Source organism: Amycolatopsis sp. GM8, assembly GCF_021653975.1.
Classification (GTDB): Bacteria; Actinomycetota; Actinomycetes; order Mycobacteriales; family Pseudonocardiaceae; genus Amycolatopsis_E.
The window spans coordinates 899,435-916,452 of sequence record NZ_JAJKFK010000002.1; the positions used below are offsets into that span (position 1 = coordinate 899,435).

At 70.9% G+C, this 17,018-nt stretch carries 19 protein-coding genes; 7 read left to right on the forward strand and 12 right to left on the reverse strand.

What is annotated here, in order from left to right; all coding sequences use genetic code 11:
* The first annotated feature begins 131 nt into the window (after nt 1-131).
* Both LOZ83_RS11810 and LOZ83_RS11815 read left to right on the forward strand, forming a co-directional pair.
* Nucleotides 132-1,706: an ABC transporter ATP-binding protein gene (locus tag LOZ83_RS11810; RefSeq protein ID WP_236790492.1), complete on the forward strand. Its 1,575-nt coding sequence runs from the start codon at nt 132-134 to the stop codon at nt 1,704-1,706.
* Entirely contained in the window at nt 1,697-3,424 is a 1,728-nt protein-coding gene (locus LOZ83_RS11815; RefSeq protein WP_236790493.1) for an ABC transporter ATP-binding protein, read from the forward strand. The genes LOZ83_RS11810 and LOZ83_RS11815 overlap by 10 nt, the downstream gene beginning before the upstream one ends.
* A 312-nt stretch (nt 3,425-3,736) precedes the next feature.
* On the opposite strand, the gene purQ is transcribed toward LOZ83_RS11815, so the two are convergent.
* Complete coding sequence (gene purQ / locus LOZ83_RS11820) at nt 3,737-4,408, reverse strand: phosphoribosylformylglycinamidine synthase subunit PurQ (RefSeq protein ID WP_236790494.1); 672 nt, start codon at nt 4,406-4,408, stop codon at nt 3,737-3,739.
* Nucleotides 4,405-4,641: a phosphoribosylformylglycinamidine synthase subunit PurS gene (purS, locus tag LOZ83_RS11825; RefSeq protein WP_236790495.1), complete on the reverse strand. Its 237-nt coding sequence runs from the start codon at nt 4,639-4,641 to the stop codon at nt 4,405-4,407. The genes purQ and purS overlap by 4 nt, the downstream gene beginning before the upstream one ends.
* A 133-nt stretch (nt 4,642-4,774) precedes the next feature.
* On the opposite strand from purS, the gene LOZ83_RS11830 reads away from it, so the two are divergent.
* The gene (locus tag LOZ83_RS11830) at nt 4,775-5,656 is read left to right on the forward strand and encodes a U32 family peptidase (protein WP_236790496.1); all 882 of its coding nucleotides are present in this window, start codon (nt 4,775-4,777) and stop codon (nt 5,654-5,656) included.
* Here LOZ83_RS11830 and LOZ83_RS11835 read toward each other — a convergent pair.
* The 4 genes from LOZ83_RS11835 to LOZ83_RS11850 form a co-directional block, all read right to left on the reverse strand.
* Nucleotides 5,621-6,391: an IclR family transcriptional regulator gene (locus tag LOZ83_RS11835; RefSeq protein WP_236790497.1), complete on the reverse strand. Its 771-nt coding sequence runs from the start codon at nt 6,389-6,391 to the stop codon at nt 5,621-5,623. The genes LOZ83_RS11830 and LOZ83_RS11835 overlap by 36 nt on opposite strands.
* Before the next feature lie 36 nt (nt 6,392-6,427).
* Nucleotides 6,428-6,814 (reverse strand): L,D-transpeptidase, encoded by a 387-nt coding sequence (locus LOZ83_RS11840; protein ID WP_236790782.1) that lies wholly within the window; start codon nt 6,812-6,814, stop codon nt 6,428-6,430.
* A 62-nt stretch (nt 6,815-6,876) separates the two neighbouring features.
* Nucleotides 6,877-8,358: an aldehyde dehydrogenase family protein gene (locus tag LOZ83_RS11845; protein ID WP_236790498.1), complete on the reverse strand. Its 1,482-nt coding sequence runs from the start codon at nt 8,356-8,358 to the stop codon at nt 6,877-6,879.
* Nucleotides 8,303-9,478 carry an MFS transporter gene (locus tag LOZ83_RS11850; protein ID WP_236790499.1) on the reverse strand — a complete coding sequence of 392 codons (1,176 nt, stop codon included), beginning with the start codon at nt 9,476-9,478 and terminating at the stop codon, nt 8,303-8,305. The genes LOZ83_RS11845 and LOZ83_RS11850 overlap by 56 nt, the downstream gene beginning before the upstream one ends.
* 67 nt (nt 9,479-9,545) lie before the next feature.
* Here LOZ83_RS11850 and LOZ83_RS11855 point away from each other — a divergent pair, with 67 nt between their 5' ends.
* A complete protein-coding gene (locus LOZ83_RS11855; protein WP_236790500.1) occupies nt 9,546-10,496 on the forward strand; it encodes a DUF5937 family protein in 951 nt (316 codons plus the stop codon).
* Nucleotides 10,497-10,524: 28 nt separating this feature from the next.
* The gene (locus LOZ83_RS11860; RefSeq protein ID WP_236790501.1) at nt 10,525-11,160 is read left to right on the forward strand and encodes an MBL fold metallo-hydrolase; all 636 of its coding nucleotides are present in this window, start codon (nt 10,525-10,527) and stop codon (nt 11,158-11,160) included.
* Here LOZ83_RS11860 and LOZ83_RS11865 read toward each other — a convergent pair.
* The 5 genes from LOZ83_RS11865 to LOZ83_RS11885 form a co-directional block, all read right to left on the reverse strand.
* Nucleotides 11,082-11,828, reverse strand: a complete 747-nt coding sequence (locus LOZ83_RS11865; protein ID WP_236790502.1) for a DUF2334 domain-containing protein — start codon at nt 11,826-11,828, stop codon at nt 11,082-11,084. The genes LOZ83_RS11860 and LOZ83_RS11865 overlap by 79 nt on opposite strands.
* 74 nt (nt 11,829-11,902) lie before the next feature.
* Nucleotides 11,903-13,330 (reverse strand): adenylosuccinate lyase, encoded by a 1,428-nt coding sequence (gene purB, locus LOZ83_RS11870; RefSeq protein WP_236790503.1) that lies wholly within the window; start codon nt 13,328-13,330, stop codon nt 11,903-11,905.
* A 9-nt stretch (nt 13,331-13,339) separates the two neighbouring features.
* Nucleotides 13,340-13,915, reverse strand: coding sequence for a TetR/AcrR family transcriptional regulator (locus LOZ83_RS11875; RefSeq protein ID WP_236790504.1), 576 nt, complete (start codon nt 13,913-13,915; stop codon nt 13,340-13,342).
* Between the two features lie 9 nt (nt 13,916-13,924).
* Nucleotides 13,925-14,581 carry a hypothetical protein gene (locus LOZ83_RS11880; protein WP_236790505.1) on the reverse strand — a complete coding sequence of 219 codons (657 nt, stop codon included), beginning with the start codon at nt 14,579-14,581 and terminating at the stop codon, nt 13,925-13,927.
* Nucleotides 14,574-15,083, reverse strand: a complete 510-nt coding sequence (locus LOZ83_RS11885; protein ID WP_236790506.1) for a SigE family RNA polymerase sigma factor — start codon at nt 15,081-15,083, stop codon at nt 14,574-14,576. The genes LOZ83_RS11880 and LOZ83_RS11885 overlap by 8 nt, the downstream gene beginning before the upstream one ends.
* A 177-nt stretch (nt 15,084-15,260) precedes the next feature.
* On the opposite strand from LOZ83_RS11885, the gene LOZ83_RS11890 reads away from it, so the two are divergent.
* Nucleotides 15,261-16,217, forward strand: a complete 957-nt coding sequence (locus LOZ83_RS11890) for a GntG family PLP-dependent aldolase (RefSeq protein WP_236790507.1) — start codon at nt 15,261-15,263, stop codon at nt 16,215-16,217.
* Entirely contained in the window at nt 16,214-16,789 is a 576-nt protein-coding gene (locus LOZ83_RS11895) for an HAD family phosphatase (RefSeq protein WP_236790508.1), read from the forward strand. The genes LOZ83_RS11890 and LOZ83_RS11895 overlap by 4 nt, the downstream gene beginning before the upstream one ends.
* Here the strand turns inward: LOZ83_RS11895 and LOZ83_RS11900 are convergent.
* Nucleotides 16,786-16,968, reverse strand: coding sequence for a hypothetical protein (locus LOZ83_RS11900; protein ID WP_236790509.1), 183 nt, complete (start codon nt 16,966-16,968; stop codon nt 16,786-16,788). The genes LOZ83_RS11895 and LOZ83_RS11900 overlap by 4 nt on opposite strands.
* Between the last annotated feature and the right edge of the window lie 50 nt (nt 16,969-17,018).

Here is a 17,018-nt window from a genome sequence, read left to right on the forward strand (position 1 = left end):
GGCACCGCGGCACGGAGCGCCTCCATCGGGGGCGGTGGTCGGGCGAGGGGCTGGCGGGTCGGGTGAAGGGCTGGCGGTAACTGGGCGAAAATCGGTCGCTTTCGACCCGCCCCGTCCATAACGTTGACCGAGTGCGTTTGCCGTCTCGGCTCACCCCGTTGCGCTTCCTCGGCGCCCTGCTCAGGGCCCGGCCCTCGCTGGCCGTGGCCTCCTGCGTGCTGGGCGCGATCTGGCTGCTGCCCGGCGCGCTGCTGCCGCTGGTGATCGGTAACACGGTCGAGGCCATCGCCCAGGGCCGCCCGATCTGGGGGCAGGTCGGGCTCGTCGCCGGACTCGCCGTGCTGCAGGCCGTGTTCGGTGCCGCGTTGATCTTCTCGGTGCACGGTTTCTGGCTGCACGGTGCGTCGGCCACGCAACAGGTGGTCGCGGAGCACACCGCGCGGCTCGGCGCTTCGCTGCGCGCGCAGGCCGCGACCGGCGACGTGATGGCGATCTCGTCGAGCGACATCGGCCGGATGGGCAACGTGCTCGAGGTACTGGGCCGGATGTTCGGCGCCCTGGTGGCGTTTCTCGTAGTCGGTGTCGTGCTGCTGCTGTCCTCGCCGCTGCTCGGTGTCGTCGCGATCGTGGGCGTGCCGCTCGCGGTGCTGAGCATGGGGCGGCTGATCGCCCCGCTGCAGAAGCGCAAGGGCGTGCAGCGTGAGGAGCTGTCCGACGTCAACGCGATCGCCGCGGACATCGTGTCGGGCCTGCGGATCCTGCGTGGCGTCGGCGGGGAACGGCAGTTCCTCGACCGGTTCCGCGCGGCGAGCCAGCGAGTCCGGCGGGCGGGGATCGGCGTGGCGCGCAGCGAGTCGTGGCTGGGCGCCGCCGAGGTGCTGCTGCCCGGGCTGGTCACCGTGGTGATCACGTACCTGGGTGCGCGGCTCGCGGTCGCGGGCACGATCGGCATCGGCGAGCTGGTCACCTTCTACGCCGCCTCGGCGTTCCTGGTGGTGCCGGTGAGCACGGCGACCGAGTTCACCGCGGCACTGGCCTCGGCGCTGGTGTCGGCGAAGAAGATCTGCGGCGTGCTGAGCCTGCGGCCGTTCCTGGCCGACCCGGCCGAGCCGGTCGCACTGCCGGCGGGGCCGCTGGAGCTGCACGACAGCGAGACGGGGTTCACCGCGGTGGCCGGCAAGCTGACCGTGATCGACGCGGGCCCGCTCGCCGAGTCGCTGGCCGAGCGGATGGCGCGGTTCACCGACCCGGCGCCCGGCGAGCGCGTGCTGGTGTCGGGGGTGCCGGCGGACCACGTGTCGCTGGCCGAGCTGCGGTCGCGGGTGGTCTACGCACACAACCAGGACCTGTGGTTCTCGGGCGCGCTGCGGGCGCAGCTGGTGCCCGAGCAGCGCGCGGAGTCCGGTCTGTCGGCGGCCGACGCCGACGACATCGTGGCGGGCTTCCCGGACGGGCTCGACGAGCTGATCGGCGAGCGGGGCCGCGAGGTGTCCGGCGGTCAACGGCAGCGGCTGAGCCTGGCGCGCGCACTGGTGCTGGACGCGGACACGCTGCTGCTCGACGAGCCGACCTCGGCGGTCGACACGCATACCGAGGCGCGGATCACCGAGCGCATCGCGGAACTGCGCCGGGGTAAGACGACGGTGGTGTTCACCGAGAGTCCATTGTGGACTCTCGTAGCGGATGAGGTGATCTCGTGCCGGTGAGGCTGCCGCTCGCGACCGCGCGGGCGGCGAGGGGATGGTTGCGCGCGACGCTGCGCACGCACCGCGGACCCTTCGCGATCGTGGTGGGCTTGTTCGGCCTGGCCGCACTGGCCGGGCTGGCCGGCCCGCAGATTCTGGGCTATCTGGTGGATTCCGCGGTGTCCGGGCACGCGGACATCGAGCTACCCGCGGTGCTGTTCGTGGTGCTGCTGATCGTGCAGGCGACGCTGAAGCGCATCGCGCGGGTGCGCGCGGGGATCCTCGGTGAGCAGGTGCTGGCCGAGACGCGGGAGTCGTTCGTCGGCGAGGCGCTGCGGCTGCCGTTGAGCACGGTCGAGGCGGCGGGCACCGGTGACCTGCTCAGCCGCGCGACGACGGATGCCGACCGGATCGACCACGCGGTGCGCAACGCGATCCCGGAGATCACCATCGCCGGGATGACCGTGCTGCTGACGGTCGTCGCGATGATCGTGACGTCCCCGCTGCTGTCGCTGTCGCTGCTCGTCACCGTGCCGCTGCTGTACTTCGCGTCGCGCTGGTACTGGTCACGGGTGCCGGCGCAGATCGAGGTCATGCTCGACGCGTGGGCCGACGTGCAGAGCGGCCTGCACGAGACGGCGGACGGTGCGCGCACGGCCGAGGCGCTGGGACTGATCGAACGCCGGATCGCGCTGGGGCGCCGCACGCTCGGCCGCGCGGTCGATGGCGAGCGCGGGCTGCGGCGGCTGACGATCCGGTGGGTGCCGTGGATGCAGCTGTCGCAGGTGCTGCCGATCGCGGTGCTGTTGCTGATCGGCGCGTGGGGGTATGCGCAGGGCCGGGTCGGCCTGGGCACCATCGCGACGATGGCCGTGTACCTGCAGATCCTGGCCGGTCCGCTGGAGGAAGTGTTGTGGTGGACCGAAGACGTACTGGTGTCGGGCACGGCGCTGCGCCGGGTGCTGGGTGTTCGCGGTACGGACCGGGCGGGGCACGGGCAGCCGCGCGGCCGGGAGATCGTGGTCCGCGATGTGCGGTACGGGTACTCGGCCGGTCGTGAGGTGCTGCACGGCATCGATCTGCGGATCCCGCCGGGCGAGCGGCTCGCGATCGTCGGGCCGTCGGGTGCCGGGAAGTCGACGCTCGGCCGGTTGCTGGCCGGGGTCGCGGCGCCGAACTCGGGGTCGGTGACCGTTGGTGGCGCGGAGGTTTCGTCGCTGGCGGAGGACGTGCTGCGCGGTGAGGTGCTGCTGCTGACGCAGGAGCATCACGTGTTCGCCGGGTCGCTGCGGGAGAACCTGACGCTGCCCGCGGGCGAGTGGCGTGACGCTGACCTGATGCGGGCGCTGGAGGCGATCGGCCTGACCGGCTGGTTCTCGACGCTGGCCGACGGCCTCGACACCCGGCTCGGCGCGGGTGCCCTCGCGGTGCCTGCGGCGGTGGCGCAGCAGCTGGCGCTGGCGCGCGTCGTGCTGGCGGACCCGCACACGGTGGTGCTCGACGAGGCGACTTCGTTGCTGGACACGTCGTCGGCGCGGCAGCTGGAGCGATCGCTGAACGGGGTGCTCGAAGGGCGGACCGTGATCGCGATCGCGCACCGCCTGCACACGGCGGCGGCCGCCGACCGGGTGGCGGTGGTCGAGGATGGGCGGATCACGGAGCTGGGCGCGCACGCGGAACTGCTCGCCGCCGGTGGCCCCTACGCGCGACTCGTCGAGGCGGCGGCGGTTTCGGTGTGACGGGTTGGCGGCCGGTGCCGGTCGCCGTGCGTGCCGGAGGTTCAGGGAGGGCGGTGGCGGGCGGTGCCAGCCGCCGTGCGGTGTTAGCGGTTCAGGGAGGGCCGCGGCGGCGGGTGCCGGTCGCCGTGCGTGTAGCGGGAGGCGGCCTCGGCGTGGCCAGGTGGCGGGCGGGCCTGGGCGCCGTGCGGTGCCGGCGGTTCGGGGAGGGCTGTGGCGGCCGGTGCTGGTCGCTGTGTGTGCTGGCGGTTCAGGAAGACTGTGGCGGTCGGCGCCGATCGCCGTGCGTGCCTCCTGTCGAAGGCCCCGGCCTGCTCAGGCGGCGGTCAGGGCGTCCACCGCCGAGTAGAAGATGCCGAGGCCGTCGTCGCTCGGGCCGGTCAGGGCGTCGATGGCGTGTTCCGGGTGCGGCATCAGTCCGACGACCCGGCCGTTCTTGCTGGTGACCCCGGCGATGTCGTTGCGGGAGCCGTTCGGGTTTTCGCCCACGTAGCGGAAGACCACCCGGCCGTCGCCTTCCAGTTCGTCCAAAGTGGACTGGTCGGCGACGTAACCGCCCTCGCCGGACTTCAGCGGGATCAGGATCTCCGCGCCCGCGTCGTATCGGCTGGTCCACGCCGTCGTGGTGTTCTCCACCCGCAGCCACTGGTCCCGGCACACGAAGTGCAGGTTCTTGTTGCGCACCAACGCCCCCGGCAACAAGCCGGCCTCGCACAGGATCTGGAAACCGTTGCAGATTCCGAGAACCGGCATGCCCTTGCCGGCCGCCTCGATGACCGAAGTCATCACCGGCGCGAACCGGGCGATGGCGCCACAACGCAGGTAGTCACCGTAGGAAAACCCGCCCGGCACGATCACGGCGTCGACCCCGTGCAGGTCCTCGTCGGCGTGCCACAGCGAAACCGCCTCGGCGTCGGCATAGCGGGCAGCCCGGGCCGCATCGACGTCGTCGAGGGTGCCCGGGAACGTGATCACGCCGATCTTCACGCCAGCCTCCGCACGGTCCACTCCTCGATCACCGGGTTCGCCAGGAACCCCTCGGCGATCTTCGCCAGCGTCTCGTCGTCGACCGAGTCGTCGACCTCCAGCTCGAAATGCTTGCCCTGCCGCACCTCGGTGACCCCGGTGAAGCCCAGCCGCGGCAGTGCGCCGGCCACGGCCTGGCCTTGCGGGTCCAGGATCTCGGGTTTGGGCATGACGTCGACCACGACTCGGGCCACGGCGGGTGCTCCATGTCTTCGCAGGTAGGGCGGTACTTGGAGAGAGTAACCCACCGCCTTGACCCCGTTCGCCGCAGTTCCTAGGCTCGTCTGTGATAACGAATACTGTCCGAAATATCGAACGGCGGTCGACGTGCGGCGAACCCGTGAATTCCTGCGTTCACTCGGCCTCCCCGGCGGGGACCTCACCGACCTGCCGACCAGCACGAAGCGGTTCCCCGACGGCGCGCGATACCGCGTCGAGATCCCCAGCGTTGAAGGGCCCGAGGCGCTCCTCGCCGTCTACGACGAGGCCGACGCGCGCGGCGTCACCGTCCAGCGGGTCTCCCAGGGCAGCGGCGGGATGCTGCTGACCCAGCGTGAGCTGGCCGACATCGTCGCCATCGAGCGCGATCGCGGCATCGAGGTGTGCCTGTTCGCGCGGCCGCTCGCGAGGTGGGACACCGGCGCGGCGTCGATCACCGGGCCCGTCGCGGCGCAGGCGCGCGGCACCGAGCAGCTCGTGCACGTGCTGGAGGACATCCGCCGCACCGCGGAGGCCGGGATCCGCAGTGTGCTGGTCACCGATCTCGGCGTCCTCTCGGTCGCGGCGCGGATGCGGGCCGTGGGCGAACTGCCGGCGGACCTGAAGTTCAAGGTCAGTGTCCAAATGGGACTCGCGAACCCCGCGTCGATCCGGCTCGCCGAGCAGGCCGGTGCCACGACGTACAACGTGCCCACCGACCTGAGCCTCGCGCAGCTCGCCGCGATCCGGGCCGCCATCGACATTCCGCTCGACATCTACGTCGAGTCGCCCGACGACCTGGGCGGGTTCGTCCGGCATTTCGAGATCGCCGAGATCGTGCGGGTCGCCGCGCCGGTCTACCTCAAATTCGGCCTGCGCAACGCGCCCAACATCTACCCCAGCGGCTCGCACCTCACCCCGACCGCGGTCGCGCTCGGCCGCGAACGTGTGCGGCGCGCGGAAATCGGGCTCGAGCTACTGGACCGGTACGCCACCGAGGCGGAGGGTTAGCCGCGCGGCGCCCTCGCGTACCAGTTTTTCCCATTGCCGCCAGGATTCTTCGGAATGCCGGGACGTGGGAATCGAGATGCTCATCGCCGCCGCCCACTCTCCCCGGGCGTCGACCACCGGCGCGGCGACGCAACCGGCGTCCGGATTGGACTCGCTGCGCTCGTGCGCGACACCCGTTCGACGCACCTCTTCGAGCTGTGCCAACAACATCGCGCGCGAGGTGATGCTGTTTTCGGTCAGCGCGGCCAGTCTTCGCCCCTTGAGGCGTGCGTTCAGTTCCGCCGGGGGCAGACCGGCGAGCAGCACCTTGCCGACCGCGGTGCAGTGCGCGGGCAACCGGCGCCCGACCTCGGAGATGAGCCGCACCGAATGTGTCGAGTCTATTTTGGACAGATAGATCACGTCGAGCCCGTCGAGGATCCCGACGTGCACGGTCTCGCCGCACTGCGCGGCCACCGACCGGGCCGCGGCGTCGGCCTCCTTCGCGAACTCCAGCCGCTGCTGGTAGCGGGAACCCAGCTCCAGCAGCACCGGGCCGAGCGCGTACGTCGTCTCCTCGCCCACCTGCCGGTCCAGGTACCGGCGGGCGACGAGCGTGGTCAGCAGTTCGTGCGTGGTGGACCGCGGCAGGCCCAGCCGCTCGACGATCTCTGCGGCGGACAACGTCGCGTCCGGACCGAGGAAGAGTTCGAGCACGTCGGCCGCGCGCTGCACGGCCGGCACCAGGCGGGGCATGCGCCCAAACATACCCGCGGTCCGAAATATCGGACGCTACGCGACCACCTGGACCTCGTCACCCGGGTGGAGCTGGTTGAAGAAGGTCACCGCGTCCCGGTGCGACAGGTGCACGCAGCCGTGCGACTTGCGCGCCAGGCTGCCCTCGTGGAACGCCACGCCGGTGGTCGTGAAGAACACCGAGTACGGCATCGGACCGTGGAACTGCTTGCTGTAGTGGTCGATGTCCTTGTACTGGACGTGGAAGATCCCCTTCGGGGTCGGGTACCGGGGCAGCCCCGGCGTCGCCGGTACCGGACCGACGGTGATCGACCCGTTGTTCTGCAGCCAGGCCTTCCCCGTGCTCAGCTGCACGCATGCCTTCGCGCGCGGTTCACAAGGTGTCGACGAGGCCTGCGCGGCCGGGGCGACCAGCCCGAGCATGCCGATCGCCGCTGCTCCAACCACCACTCCGGTTATTCTTCGCAAGGTAGCCATACAGGTGGTTACCCGTTCGCGCGCCGTCCATGCATCAGCGTGACCAGCTTCGCGACGAGCTTGTCGGTCTTCTCGGTCCGGTTGAAGGTCGTCAGGTTGATCGGCACCGCGAACCGCTGCCGGGCGACGGCCTTCGGCCGGGAGAACTCGCGGAGCCCTTCGGGACCGTGGATCCGCCCGAAGCCCGAGTCCCCGACGCCGCCGAACGGCAGCGAGCCGATCCCGGCGAACGAAAGCGGGGCGTTGACCGAGGTCATGCCCGCCTTCAGCCGTGCGGCGAGCGCCAGGCCGTTGCGCTTGGAGAACACCGTCGAGCCCAGGCCGTAGCGCGTGCCGTTGGCCTTCTCCACGGCTTCGTCCATGTCGCGCACCTTCGCGACGGTCATCGTCGGCCCGAACGTCTCCTCCTCGACGGCCTCGGAGTCCTCCGGCACGTCCACCAGCACCGTCGGCTGCACGAACCGCTCGCCGACCGCGTCCTTGCCGCCGGTCAGCGCGCGCCCGCCACGGGCCGGGCCGTCGGCGATGTGCCGGCGGATCACGTCGAGCTGCGACGGCATCGTGATCGGGCCGTACTCGGTGCCGGGCCGGACCTTTCCGGTCAGCTCCACGACCTTGTCGACGAAGGTGTCGTAGACGTCCTGGTGCACGTAGACCCGCTCGACGCCGATGCAGGTCTGGCCGGCGTTGGAGAACGCGCCCCACACCGCGGCGTCCGCGGCGGCGGCGATGTCGGCGTCGCTGTCCACCAGCAGCGCGTCCTTGCCGCCGGCCTCGATCACCACCGGGGTGAGGGTTTCGGCGGCCGCGGCCATGATCTTCTTGCCGGTGCCGGTGGAACCGGTGAACGCGATCTTGTCCACGCCGGCCGAGACCAGCGCGGCCCCGGTCTTGCCGAACCCGGTCACCAGCTGGAACACCGGCTGTTCCGGCACGACCTCGGCGAAAGTGTCGACGAGCCACTTGCCCACGCCGGGCGTGTACTCGCTGGGCTTGAACACCACGGCATTGCCCGCCGCGAGCGCGTAGCTGATCGAGCCCAGCGGCGTGTGGACCGGGTAGTTCCACGGCCCGATCACGCCGATCACGCCGAGCGGCTGGTACTCGACCGACGCCGTGTGATTGCTCAGGAGCAGGCCGGGCGAGCGGCGGTGCCGGCCGAGGATCTTCGGCGCGTGCTTGGCGGCCCAGGTCAGGTGCTCGATCGCGAGCACGGTCTCCAGCTGCGCGTCGCCGTGCGGTTTTCCGGTCTCCTGCTGGACGACCGTGCACAGTTCGTCCATGCGCCGGGTCATCTGCGCGGCCCAGCGCAGCAGCCGGGCGCGCCGCCCGTCGAACCCGAGGGACGCCCACCAGGACGCGGCGCCGCGCGCCCGCGCGACGGTTTCGGCGACCCGCTCGGCGCCGTGCACCGGATAGGTCCCGACGACCTCGTCAGTGGCCGGATTCAGCGAGTCGAACGTCTCCTGTGCCACGTCCACGGCGGTCATGCTGGCCCTCCCTACTGATGGGTAAGGCCAGCATGGCACAAGCGGCGGCCGAGCTCACTACTCCGAGCGCCGGGACGAGCTGGAGCGGCAGCAACCCGAGGGTGAGCGAGCCGATCGCGAACCCGGTCCCCTGGATGGCGAACGACAGCGAGAACCCCTCGGCCCGGCGGCCTTCCGGCAGCAGCCGCTGCAACCGGACCGACGCGATCGTCACCAGCGGCCCCGTGCACACCCCGATCAGCGCGGCGCCGGTGAACAGTCCAGCCCAGTCGAGGTTCGCCGCGACGATCGAGCCGCCGGTGATGAACCCGGCGAGCAGCACGCGCGCCTGCCGCCGTGGCGCGAACGACGGGGTTCGCCAGGCGTAGAGACCACCGCCGAGGATGCTCGCCCCGCTGAGCACGGCGATCACGAAGCCCGCCAGCTCCGGCCCGGCACCCAGCCGTTGCACCAGCGGCAGCGGCGCGACCTCGATCGTCGAGAGCAGATGCCCGATCGCGAACTGGCACGCGAGCCAGGGCGCGGCCGCGGCGATGGGCAGCTTTTCCTTGTGCGGCAAGCGGAACTCAGCCTGGGCCTGTGGCACGAGCGCTGCCGAGAGCAGGTAGGCGAGCGCCATCATGGCCAGCGGCACGAGTGAACCGGCGAGGCTGCCGAGCGAGACCACCAGCGGCCCGGCGATCAGCACGCCTTCGAGGATCATCGCGTCCACCGCGACCGCGCGGGGCAACTGCGCGTCCGAGACCGTGCCGGCGAGCAGGGTGCGGAATCCGCCGGACAGCCCGCCCGCGATCGCACCAGGCACCACGACCAACGCCGGCAGCACCGGGCCGGGGAGGTGCGCGGTGGCCGCGATCGTCAGCCCGCCGAACATCAGGCCGGCGCACGCGAGTAACGCCATCAGCCCGCGGGCCGGTCCGATCCGGTCGAGCAGGCGCCCCGCGGGCACCGCCCCCGCCAGTTCGGCGGCCACGAACACGGCCATCATCACGCCGCCCAGCCGGTAGGAGCCGGTGATCGCGGTCGCCAGCAAGGTGAACGCCAGCGGGGCCATCGTCGCGGGCAGCCGGGCCAGCTGGGTACCGGCCGACCAACGCCAATACGTCCGGGGAAGAACCATGCGACCAGCCTTTCGCGGGCCGGGTCAGGCGCATACTGATTCGGAAATAGCCAAAAGTTGGGTCGCCATGATCGAGCTGGAACTGACCTCACGCAGCGCCCAGCGCGTCCGCTTCGGCATCTCGCCGCTGGAGGAGGCGATGGGCGCGATGCAGGTGATCCTCGGCCGCCGCCGGCATCCGGCCTACCTGCCCTGGCTGCGGACCGCGCGGGACCGCGCCGAAGAACTGCCGATCGACGGGCTGCGGCGGGTGTTTTCCGCGCGGCACTACATCACCGACTTCCTCAGCCCGCCGCCCGAAGGCCCCGAGACCACCGCGGCGGAGCAACTCGCCGAGATCCGGCGCACCCCGCCGGAGCAGGTCGCCGCCGAGTTGGCCATGGTCGACGCCGACCTCGGCGACCTCGCCGACGATCCGGCGCGGGCACGCGACCGGCTGGCCGACGAAATGGCGATCGTGTGGAGTGATCTCCTCGAAACGCACTGGCCCCGGTTGAGAGCTGTGCTCTCCGACGACATCGGCTATCGCTCACGCTTGCTTGCCGAGGGCGGGATCCGGTTGGTGCTGGCGGATCTGCATCCCCGGGTCCGGCTCGCCGGTGACCAGGTCCTGATCGACGTCCGCAGCCGGTCGCGGATCAGGCTCGACCGGCGTGGCCTGCTGCTGATCCCGGCGACGTTCGCCTGGCCGGGCGTCGGTGTGATGGTCGTGCCGCCCTGGCAGCCGTCACTGCTCTATCCGGCGCGCGGGGTGGGACGGCTGTGGGCGACCCCGCGTGACCCCGACAAGCGGCTGGCCGCTGCCCTCGGCCGGACGAAGGCCGCGCTGCTGACCGCACTCGACGAGCCCGCGTCCACGTCGGCGCTGGCCGCCCGGCTCGGCCTCGCACCCGGCACCGTCTCGGCTCATCTGACCGCCTTGCGCGACGTCGGCATCCTCACCGCGAACCGCACCGGACACGAGGTGCGCTACCGGCGGAGCGAACTTGGCGACAGTCTTCTCACGGGAATAGGGTGATTTTGCGAATATGCGAAGGAGTGAATACATGCGAATCGTCCACTTCGGACACGCCTGTGTCCTGCTGGAGACCGGGAACGCGCGGATCCTCGTCGACCCCGGCGCGTTCTCCGAAGGATTCGACGCCGAACGCGAGCTGTCCGCGGTCTTCATCACCCACCAGCACTTCGACCACATCGACCCGGCGAAGCTGCCCGCGCTGCTCGAGGCGAACCCGGCCGCGAAGCTGTTCATCGACCCGGGCACCGAGGAGACCGTCGCGAAGCTCGGCGTCGAGTTCCAGATCGTTCGCCCCGGCGACGCCTTCGACATCGGCGGCACGGCGGTCAACGCGGTCGGCGGCGAGCACGCGGTGATCCACCAGGACATCCCGGTCATCCCGAACGTCGGGCTGATCTTCGAGCACGGCGCCTTCTACCACCCCGGCGACTCGTTCCACGTGCCCGAGCAGAAGATCGACGTGCTCGGCCTGCCGACCGGCGCGCCGTGGCTCAAGGCCGGCGAGGCGGTCGACTTCCTGCGCGCGGTCGGGCCGCGCGTCGCCGTGCCGATCCACGAGGCGGTGCTCGCGAACCCGGCTATGCACTACGGGTTGTTCACCAACCTCGCGCCCGAGGGCACCGAGGTCCTGGTCGCGCCCCGCGGCGAGGCCGTCAAGCTCTGATACGTGGTGCCGAAGGCCCGGTTCTCCAAGGCGACGTCGACGGCGTCGAGCAGCGCCTGCCGGAGGCCGGGCCGCGCCAGGTCGATCGCGTCCACGCCGAGCCGCACCAGCCCGCCGCGCCGCGCCGCCCGCGCGGAGGAGAGCACCAGCGCGAAGGCACGCAGCGTCTCGGTGCGCTGCGAGGAACTCGCGAAGTCCTGGATCCGCGCCCGGTGCACCTCACCGGTCTGCAGGTCGTGGATCGCGTTCACGTCCGCGCAGAGCCGGAAACCCTGACCACGCAAGGCTTCCAGCGTGCCGCGCGAGGCGAGCCAGCGCGGCGGCGCGAACCCGTCGGCGACCAGCCCGGCCCGGTCGAACGCGGCCTGCGCGGCGATCAGCCGCAGCCGCGCCTCGTGCGCGGGCAGCGCCGCGAACTCGGCCTTGCGCCCGAAGTGCGCGCGATGCGCCGGGGCGATCCGGTGGTCGTAACCGTGGAGCAGCAGCCCGTCGCCGAGGCGAGTCCGGTTGCGGACCCACTCGGTCACCGCGGCCGTGCGGGCCAGGTGCGGGGCGAACAGCAGGGACAACGGGACTTTCCGCTGGTCCAGCTCGGCCGCGAGGTCGGCGCAGCGATGCAGCGTCCGGGGGCCGATGCCGGACAGCGAGACCAGCAGACGGGCGTCCATACCACTATTAGCCCAGTCGAAAGTGGCTTTGCGCTTACCTGCGAATTACACCCCGCTACCAGGGTGCCGAATTCCTACAGAATCGGCGCGGGTACGTAGTTCGTCGCCTCCGGGAACCGGGCGAGCACGCTCTCGACGTGCTTCACGATCGTCGCGACCTGCGCGGTCGCCACGCCGGTGAACGACAGCCGGTCCGCGAGCAGCCGGTCCAGGTCCTCGCGGGTGAGCGGCAACCGCTCGTCCGCCGCGAGCCGGTCCAGCAGATCGTTGCGGGTCAAGCCTTCCTCGCGCATCGCGAGCGCGACGGCGACCGCGTTCTCCTTGATCGCCTCGTGCGCCGTCTCACGGCCGACCCCGCCGCGCACCGCGGCCATCAGCACCTTCGTGGTCGCCAGGAACGGCAGGTAGCGGTCCAGCTCGCGGGCCACCACCGCGGGGAAGGCGCCGAACTCGTTCAGCACCGTCAGGAACGTCTCGAGCAGGCCGTCGAGCGCGAAGAACGCGTCGGGCAGCGCGACCCGGCGCACCACCGAGTCCGACACGTCGCCCTCGTTCCACTGGTCGCCGGCCAGCTCGCCGATCATCGACAGGTAGCCGCGCAGCACGACCGCGAGCCCGTTGACCCGCTCGCACGACCGCGTGTTCATCTTGTGCGGCATGGCCGACGAGCCGACCTGGCCGGGTTTGAAGCCCTCGGTCACCAGCTCGTGGCCCGCCATCAGCCGGATCGTCTTGGCCAGGCTCGACGGCGCGGCGGCCAGCTGCACGAGCGCGGAGAGCACGTCGAAGTCCAGCGACCGCGGATACACCTGGCCGACGCTGGTGAACGTGCGGGAAAACCCGAGGTGCTCGGCGATCCGGCGCTCCAGAAGGTCCAAAGTGGACTTGCTGCCGAGCAGGTCCAGCATGTCCTGCGCGGTGCCGACCGGGCCCTTGATACCGCGCAGCGGGTACCGGGCGGTCAGGTCGTCCAGGCGCTCGAACGCGACCAGCAGCTCGTCGGTCGCGGTGGCGAAACGCTTGCCCAGCGTGGTCGCCTGCGCCGCGACGTTGTGCGAGCGGCCGGCCATCACCAGGTCCTCGTGCTCGACGGCGAGCCCGGCGAGCTTCGCCAGCAGCGCCGCCACGCGACCGCGCAGCAGCTCCAGCGACCGGCGGATCTGCAGCTGCTCGACGTTCTCGGTGAGGTCACGCGAAGTCATGCCCTTGTGCACGTGCTCGTGCCCGGCGAGCGCGTTGAACTCCTCGATCCGCGCCTTCACGTCGTGCCGCGTGACCCGCTCACGGTCGGCGATCGACGCCAGGTCGACCTGGCCGAGCACGCGCTCGTAGTCCTCGACGACCCCGTCCGGCACGTCGACGCCGAGCTCCTTCTGGGCACGCAGCACCGCGATCCACAGCTCGCGCTCCAGCGTCACCTTCCGCTCGGGCGACCACAGAGCGACCAGCTCGGGCGAGGCGTAGCGGGCGGCGAGCACGTTCGGGATGCTGGGCTTCGTCACCTCCCCAGATTAGGCGAGAGCTTCGCGCAGCATGGCGCGGGCGACGCCGCGCGGATCGGGATCGACCTCGATGAACGCGTTGACCACGGCTCCGTCCACCAGCGCGATCAGCTGCGCGAGGCGCTTGCCGTCGATCGGTTTACCGGAACGGGCGAAGATCTCGGCGAGCAGCGCGTGGAACTCGACCTGCATCGCCCGCATCACCGGGCGCAGGTACGGCCGGCGGCCGGTGGTGACAAGCCGTTCGTAGCGCAGCAGCACAGCTTCGTACGCGGTGTCTTCGCCGAGCAGCTGGTCGAGCACCATTTCGACGAGGGTGTCCACGCCGCGTGGTTCGGTGCTGAGCTTGTCCAGCTGCTCGCGGCCCTGGTCCAGCTCGAACCGGCCGCGATACTCGACGGCGGCGGTGACCAGGTCGTCGAGCGAGTCGAAGTAATAGGTGGTCGACGCCAGCGGCAGGCCGGCGCGTTCGGCGACCGCGCGGTGCCGGATCGCGTCGAAGCCGCCCTCGACGAGCAGTTCGGCGGCGGCCTCGATGAGGGCGGCGCGCCTGCGCTCGCCTTTCGGCGTGCTGGCGGCGGTCATTCCCTGATTTTAGAAATGGCCGCCCAACGCCGCGGCAATGCGGGCCAGGTCTGTCTGAAGGGGCGGTGCGCTACCCGCGTCCGGAGTACTCAGCACCAGGATCGTGCCGCCACTCGCCGTGAGCTGCTGGGCCGACGCGGACGTCGCGGGCACCCCCACCGGCATGCCGGCCGGGAACACGGTCACCGAAACGACCCCGTTCCGGTCGCCGTCCGTGACGTGGAACCCCGCCGAACGGGTGGCCGTCGGACAGACGGGGCCGGGTATCGGCTCGGTCCCCCCGGTCGCCGGGAGCTCGCCAGCGAGGGCAGTGGCGAGCTCCCGGTCGACCTTTTCGCACCCGGAGGTGCCTTCGGCCCGCGGGCCGTCCTTCCCGTTCCCGCCGCTTCCCTGCAAGGGCGTGGGATTGGGAAAGGCATTCGGAGGACGTTCGGGCGCACTCACCGGTTGCGCCGTCGACATCTCCGTAGATCGAAAGTAGGACAACCCGGCGATTCCGGCACCACCGAGCACGAGCACCGCACAAACGGCGGAAAGCAGCACCGCCGACCGCCGGCGCGCGCTCGCCCGCGCCGAAGCCGCCGTGACGTCCGCGAGGCCGAACCCGGGCGGCGGCGGATCGCCGGGCGCGGCCCGGAACAGGGTCTCCAGGTCCTTCTCATCCACGCGTCTCCACCTCCTCTCCGAGTGCGGTCCGCAGGTGCGCGAGCCCGCGTGCCGTCTGGCTCTTCACGTTTCCTTCGCTGCAGCCCAGCGCCTTCGCGACACCGGCCACGTCCAGCCCTTCGAAGTACCGCAGCACGAGCACTGCCCGCTGCTTCGGCGGCACCTCCTTCAGGCCGGCCAGCAGGTCCGCGCGCAACGCGACCTGCTCGTCGAGCCGCACGCCCGTCGGCTCCGGCTCGGGCAGCCGTTCGACCTGCTGCTCGCGCCGCCAGGGCCGCCGGGACTCGTCGATCGAGGCCCGGACCAGCGTCGTCCGCAGGTAGGCGTCGATCGCGCCGCGGTCGCGGATGCGGTTCCACCTGCGGTGCACCGCGACGAACGCCGTCTGCGCGAGATCGTCCGCGCGATGCCAGTCGCCGCAGAGCAGGTACGCGGTTCGCCGCACGGAGTCCCGCTTGGCGGCGAAGTACTCCGCGAACTCCTGCTCGTCGTGCTCGTCCACCGGCCTCCCCGGCAATCTCACTGGGCTAGACGGATTTAGTGCCCGTTACGGTTGCATAGCGGGTTGTAGATCAACTAGTGCGTGTGATGTGATCTAACCGTGACCTCACCTGAGACCAAATCGCTCGATTTCCGCTCGGACACTGTCACCCAGCCGGACGAAGCGATGCGGAGAGCGATGGCTTCCGCTGAGGTGGGGGACAACGTACTCGATCGTGATCCGACCGTGGAAGCCCTCGAAGTGCGGGCCGCGGCGGTGCTCGGCATGCCGGCCGCGCTCTTCACGCCGAGCGGGACGATGGCCAACCTCATCGCTCTCAGCGTGCACCTGCAGCGCGGTGATCGCTTCCTCGCGCCGCGCGGTGCGCACGTGCTGCAGAACGAACTGGGCTCCGCGGCCTGGCTCGCCGGTGGCATGCCGGACCCGCTGGAGCACGACGCCGGCCCGGGCCGGCCGACCCCGGAGACGCTCGCCGCCGCGATCGGCCCGCGCGGCGCGCCGTACTACGTGCTGCGCACGACGTTGCTGTGCCTGGAGAACACGCACAACGCGTCGGGCGGCGCGGTCATCCCGCCGCACGAGCACGCGCAGCTGCTGTCCACCGCACGCCAGGCCGGACTGCGCGTGCACCTCGACGGCGCCCGGATCTGGCATGCCGCGACCGCGCTCGGCCTGCCGCCCGCAGCGCTGACCGTCGGCGTCGACACGGTTTCGGCCTGCTTCTCCAAGGGCCTCGGCGCCCCGGTCGGTTCGGTCGTCGCGGGCAGCGCGAGTTTCGTCGAGCGCGCGCGCCGGATGCGGCAGATGCTCGGTGGCGGGGTGCGCCAGGGCGGTGTGCTCGCCGCGGCCGCGCTGGTCGCCCTCGACCGCATCGGTGACCTGGCCGAGGACCACGAAAAGGCCCGCAAGCTCAGCGCCGGGCTGGCCGAACTCGGCTGGGAGGTCAACACACCCGAGACCAACATCGTGCTCGCCAGGGTCGCGGATCTGGCGGTGACGCTCGAATCGCTCGGTGCACTTGGCGTCCGGGCCTCGGCCCTCGGCGGCAGGGTAAGGTTCGTGACGCACCGTGACCTGTCGATGGCGGATGTCGAAGAGGCGTTGCGCCGGATCAAAGCTGGGGGCCATCAGTGAGCTGGATCATTTTCGACTATGGCGAAGTGATCTCCAGCAGAACTGAAGCGCTGCCGAAGCTGGCTTCCACGCTCGGCGTCGGGCTGGCCGATTTCGAGCCGCATTACTGGGGTTTTCGCGACCGGTATGACCGTGGCGGCACGGATCTCGAGTACTGGGGCGCGATCGGTGAAGCGCTCGGCGTGCCCGTCGATGAGTCCACTTCGGACACTCTGACCCGGATCGATGTCGAGGGCTGGTCCACGCTCGAGCCCTCGTCGCTGGAGCTGGTTTCCGCGCTGGCCGTGGCCGGCGCGGGTCTGGCGTTGCTGTCGAACGCGCCGTCGTCGTTCGCCCGGCACGCCGAGAAACAGGACTGGGCCAAGCTTTTCAAGGTCCGGGTGTTCTCCGGCGACGTGGGAGTCGCGAAGCCGGACCGGGCGATCTTCGAGCTGTTGCTCGACCGCATCGGCGCGGAGCCGGGCGAGTGCCTGTTCTTCGACGATCGTCAGTCCAATGTAGACGGTGCGCGCGCAGTGGGACTGCGTGCGCACCGGTGGCGCGGTGCCGGCCCCGCGCAAGCCGAGGTCTAGCGCAGGCGCTTCGGTTCCTTGCGGTTCGAGATGGCGCGATAGGCGGCGGTGCCGAGGAAGGCGACGCCACCGATGACGGCGATCCAGATTATGGCCTTGAGCAGGAAGCCGACCACCGATCCGATCACCAGAAACGCCAGCCAGGCGAGGATCAGTGCCCCGACTATCTTCCAGAACATGGCATCCCTCCGGTTACCTCGCGGGCCGTCCGGCCCACTACGAGCAAGGC

Excerpts from the sequence above, each read along its gene's own strand:
- LOZ83_RS11835 (WP_236790497.1), bottom strand. The coding sequence starts at position 6,391 with ATGCCCCGCCTGGTGCCGGCCGTGCAGCGCGCGGCCGACGTGCTCGAA.
- LOZ83_RS11840 (WP_236790782.1), bottom strand. The coding sequence starts at position 6,814 with ATGCTCGGGCTGGTCGCCCCGGCCGCGCAGGCCTCGTCGACACCTTGT.
- LOZ83_RS11845 (WP_236790498.1), bottom strand. The coding sequence starts at position 8,358 with ATGACCGCCGTGGACGTGGCACAGGAGACGTTCGACTCGCTGAATCCG.
- LOZ83_RS11850 (WP_236790499.1), bottom strand. The coding sequence starts at position 9,478 with ATGGTTCTTCCCCGGACGTATTGGCGTTGGTCGGCCGGTACCCAGCTG.
- LOZ83_RS11855 (WP_236790500.1), top strand. The coding sequence starts at position 9,546 with ATGATCGAGCTGGAACTGACCTCACGCAGCGCCCAGCGCGTCCGCTTC.
- LOZ83_RS11860 (WP_236790501.1), top strand. The coding sequence starts at position 10,525 with ATGCGAATCGTCCACTTCGGACACGCCTGTGTCCTGCTGGAGACCGGG.
- LOZ83_RS11865 (WP_236790502.1), bottom strand. The coding sequence starts at position 11,828 with ATGGACGCCCGTCTGCTGGTCTCGCTGTCCGGCATCGGCCCCCGGACG.
- LOZ83_RS11875 (WP_236790504.1), bottom strand. The coding sequence starts at position 13,915 with ATGACCGCCGCCAGCACGCCGAAAGGCGAGCGCAGGCGCGCCGCCCTC.
- LOZ83_RS11890 (WP_236790507.1), top strand. The coding sequence starts at position 15,261 with ATGGCTTCCGCTGAGGTGGGGGACAACGTACTCGATCGTGATCCGACC.
- LOZ83_RS11900 (WP_236790509.1), bottom strand. The coding sequence starts at position 16,968 with ATGTTCTGGAAGATAGTCGGGGCACTGATCCTCGCCTGGCTGGCGTTT.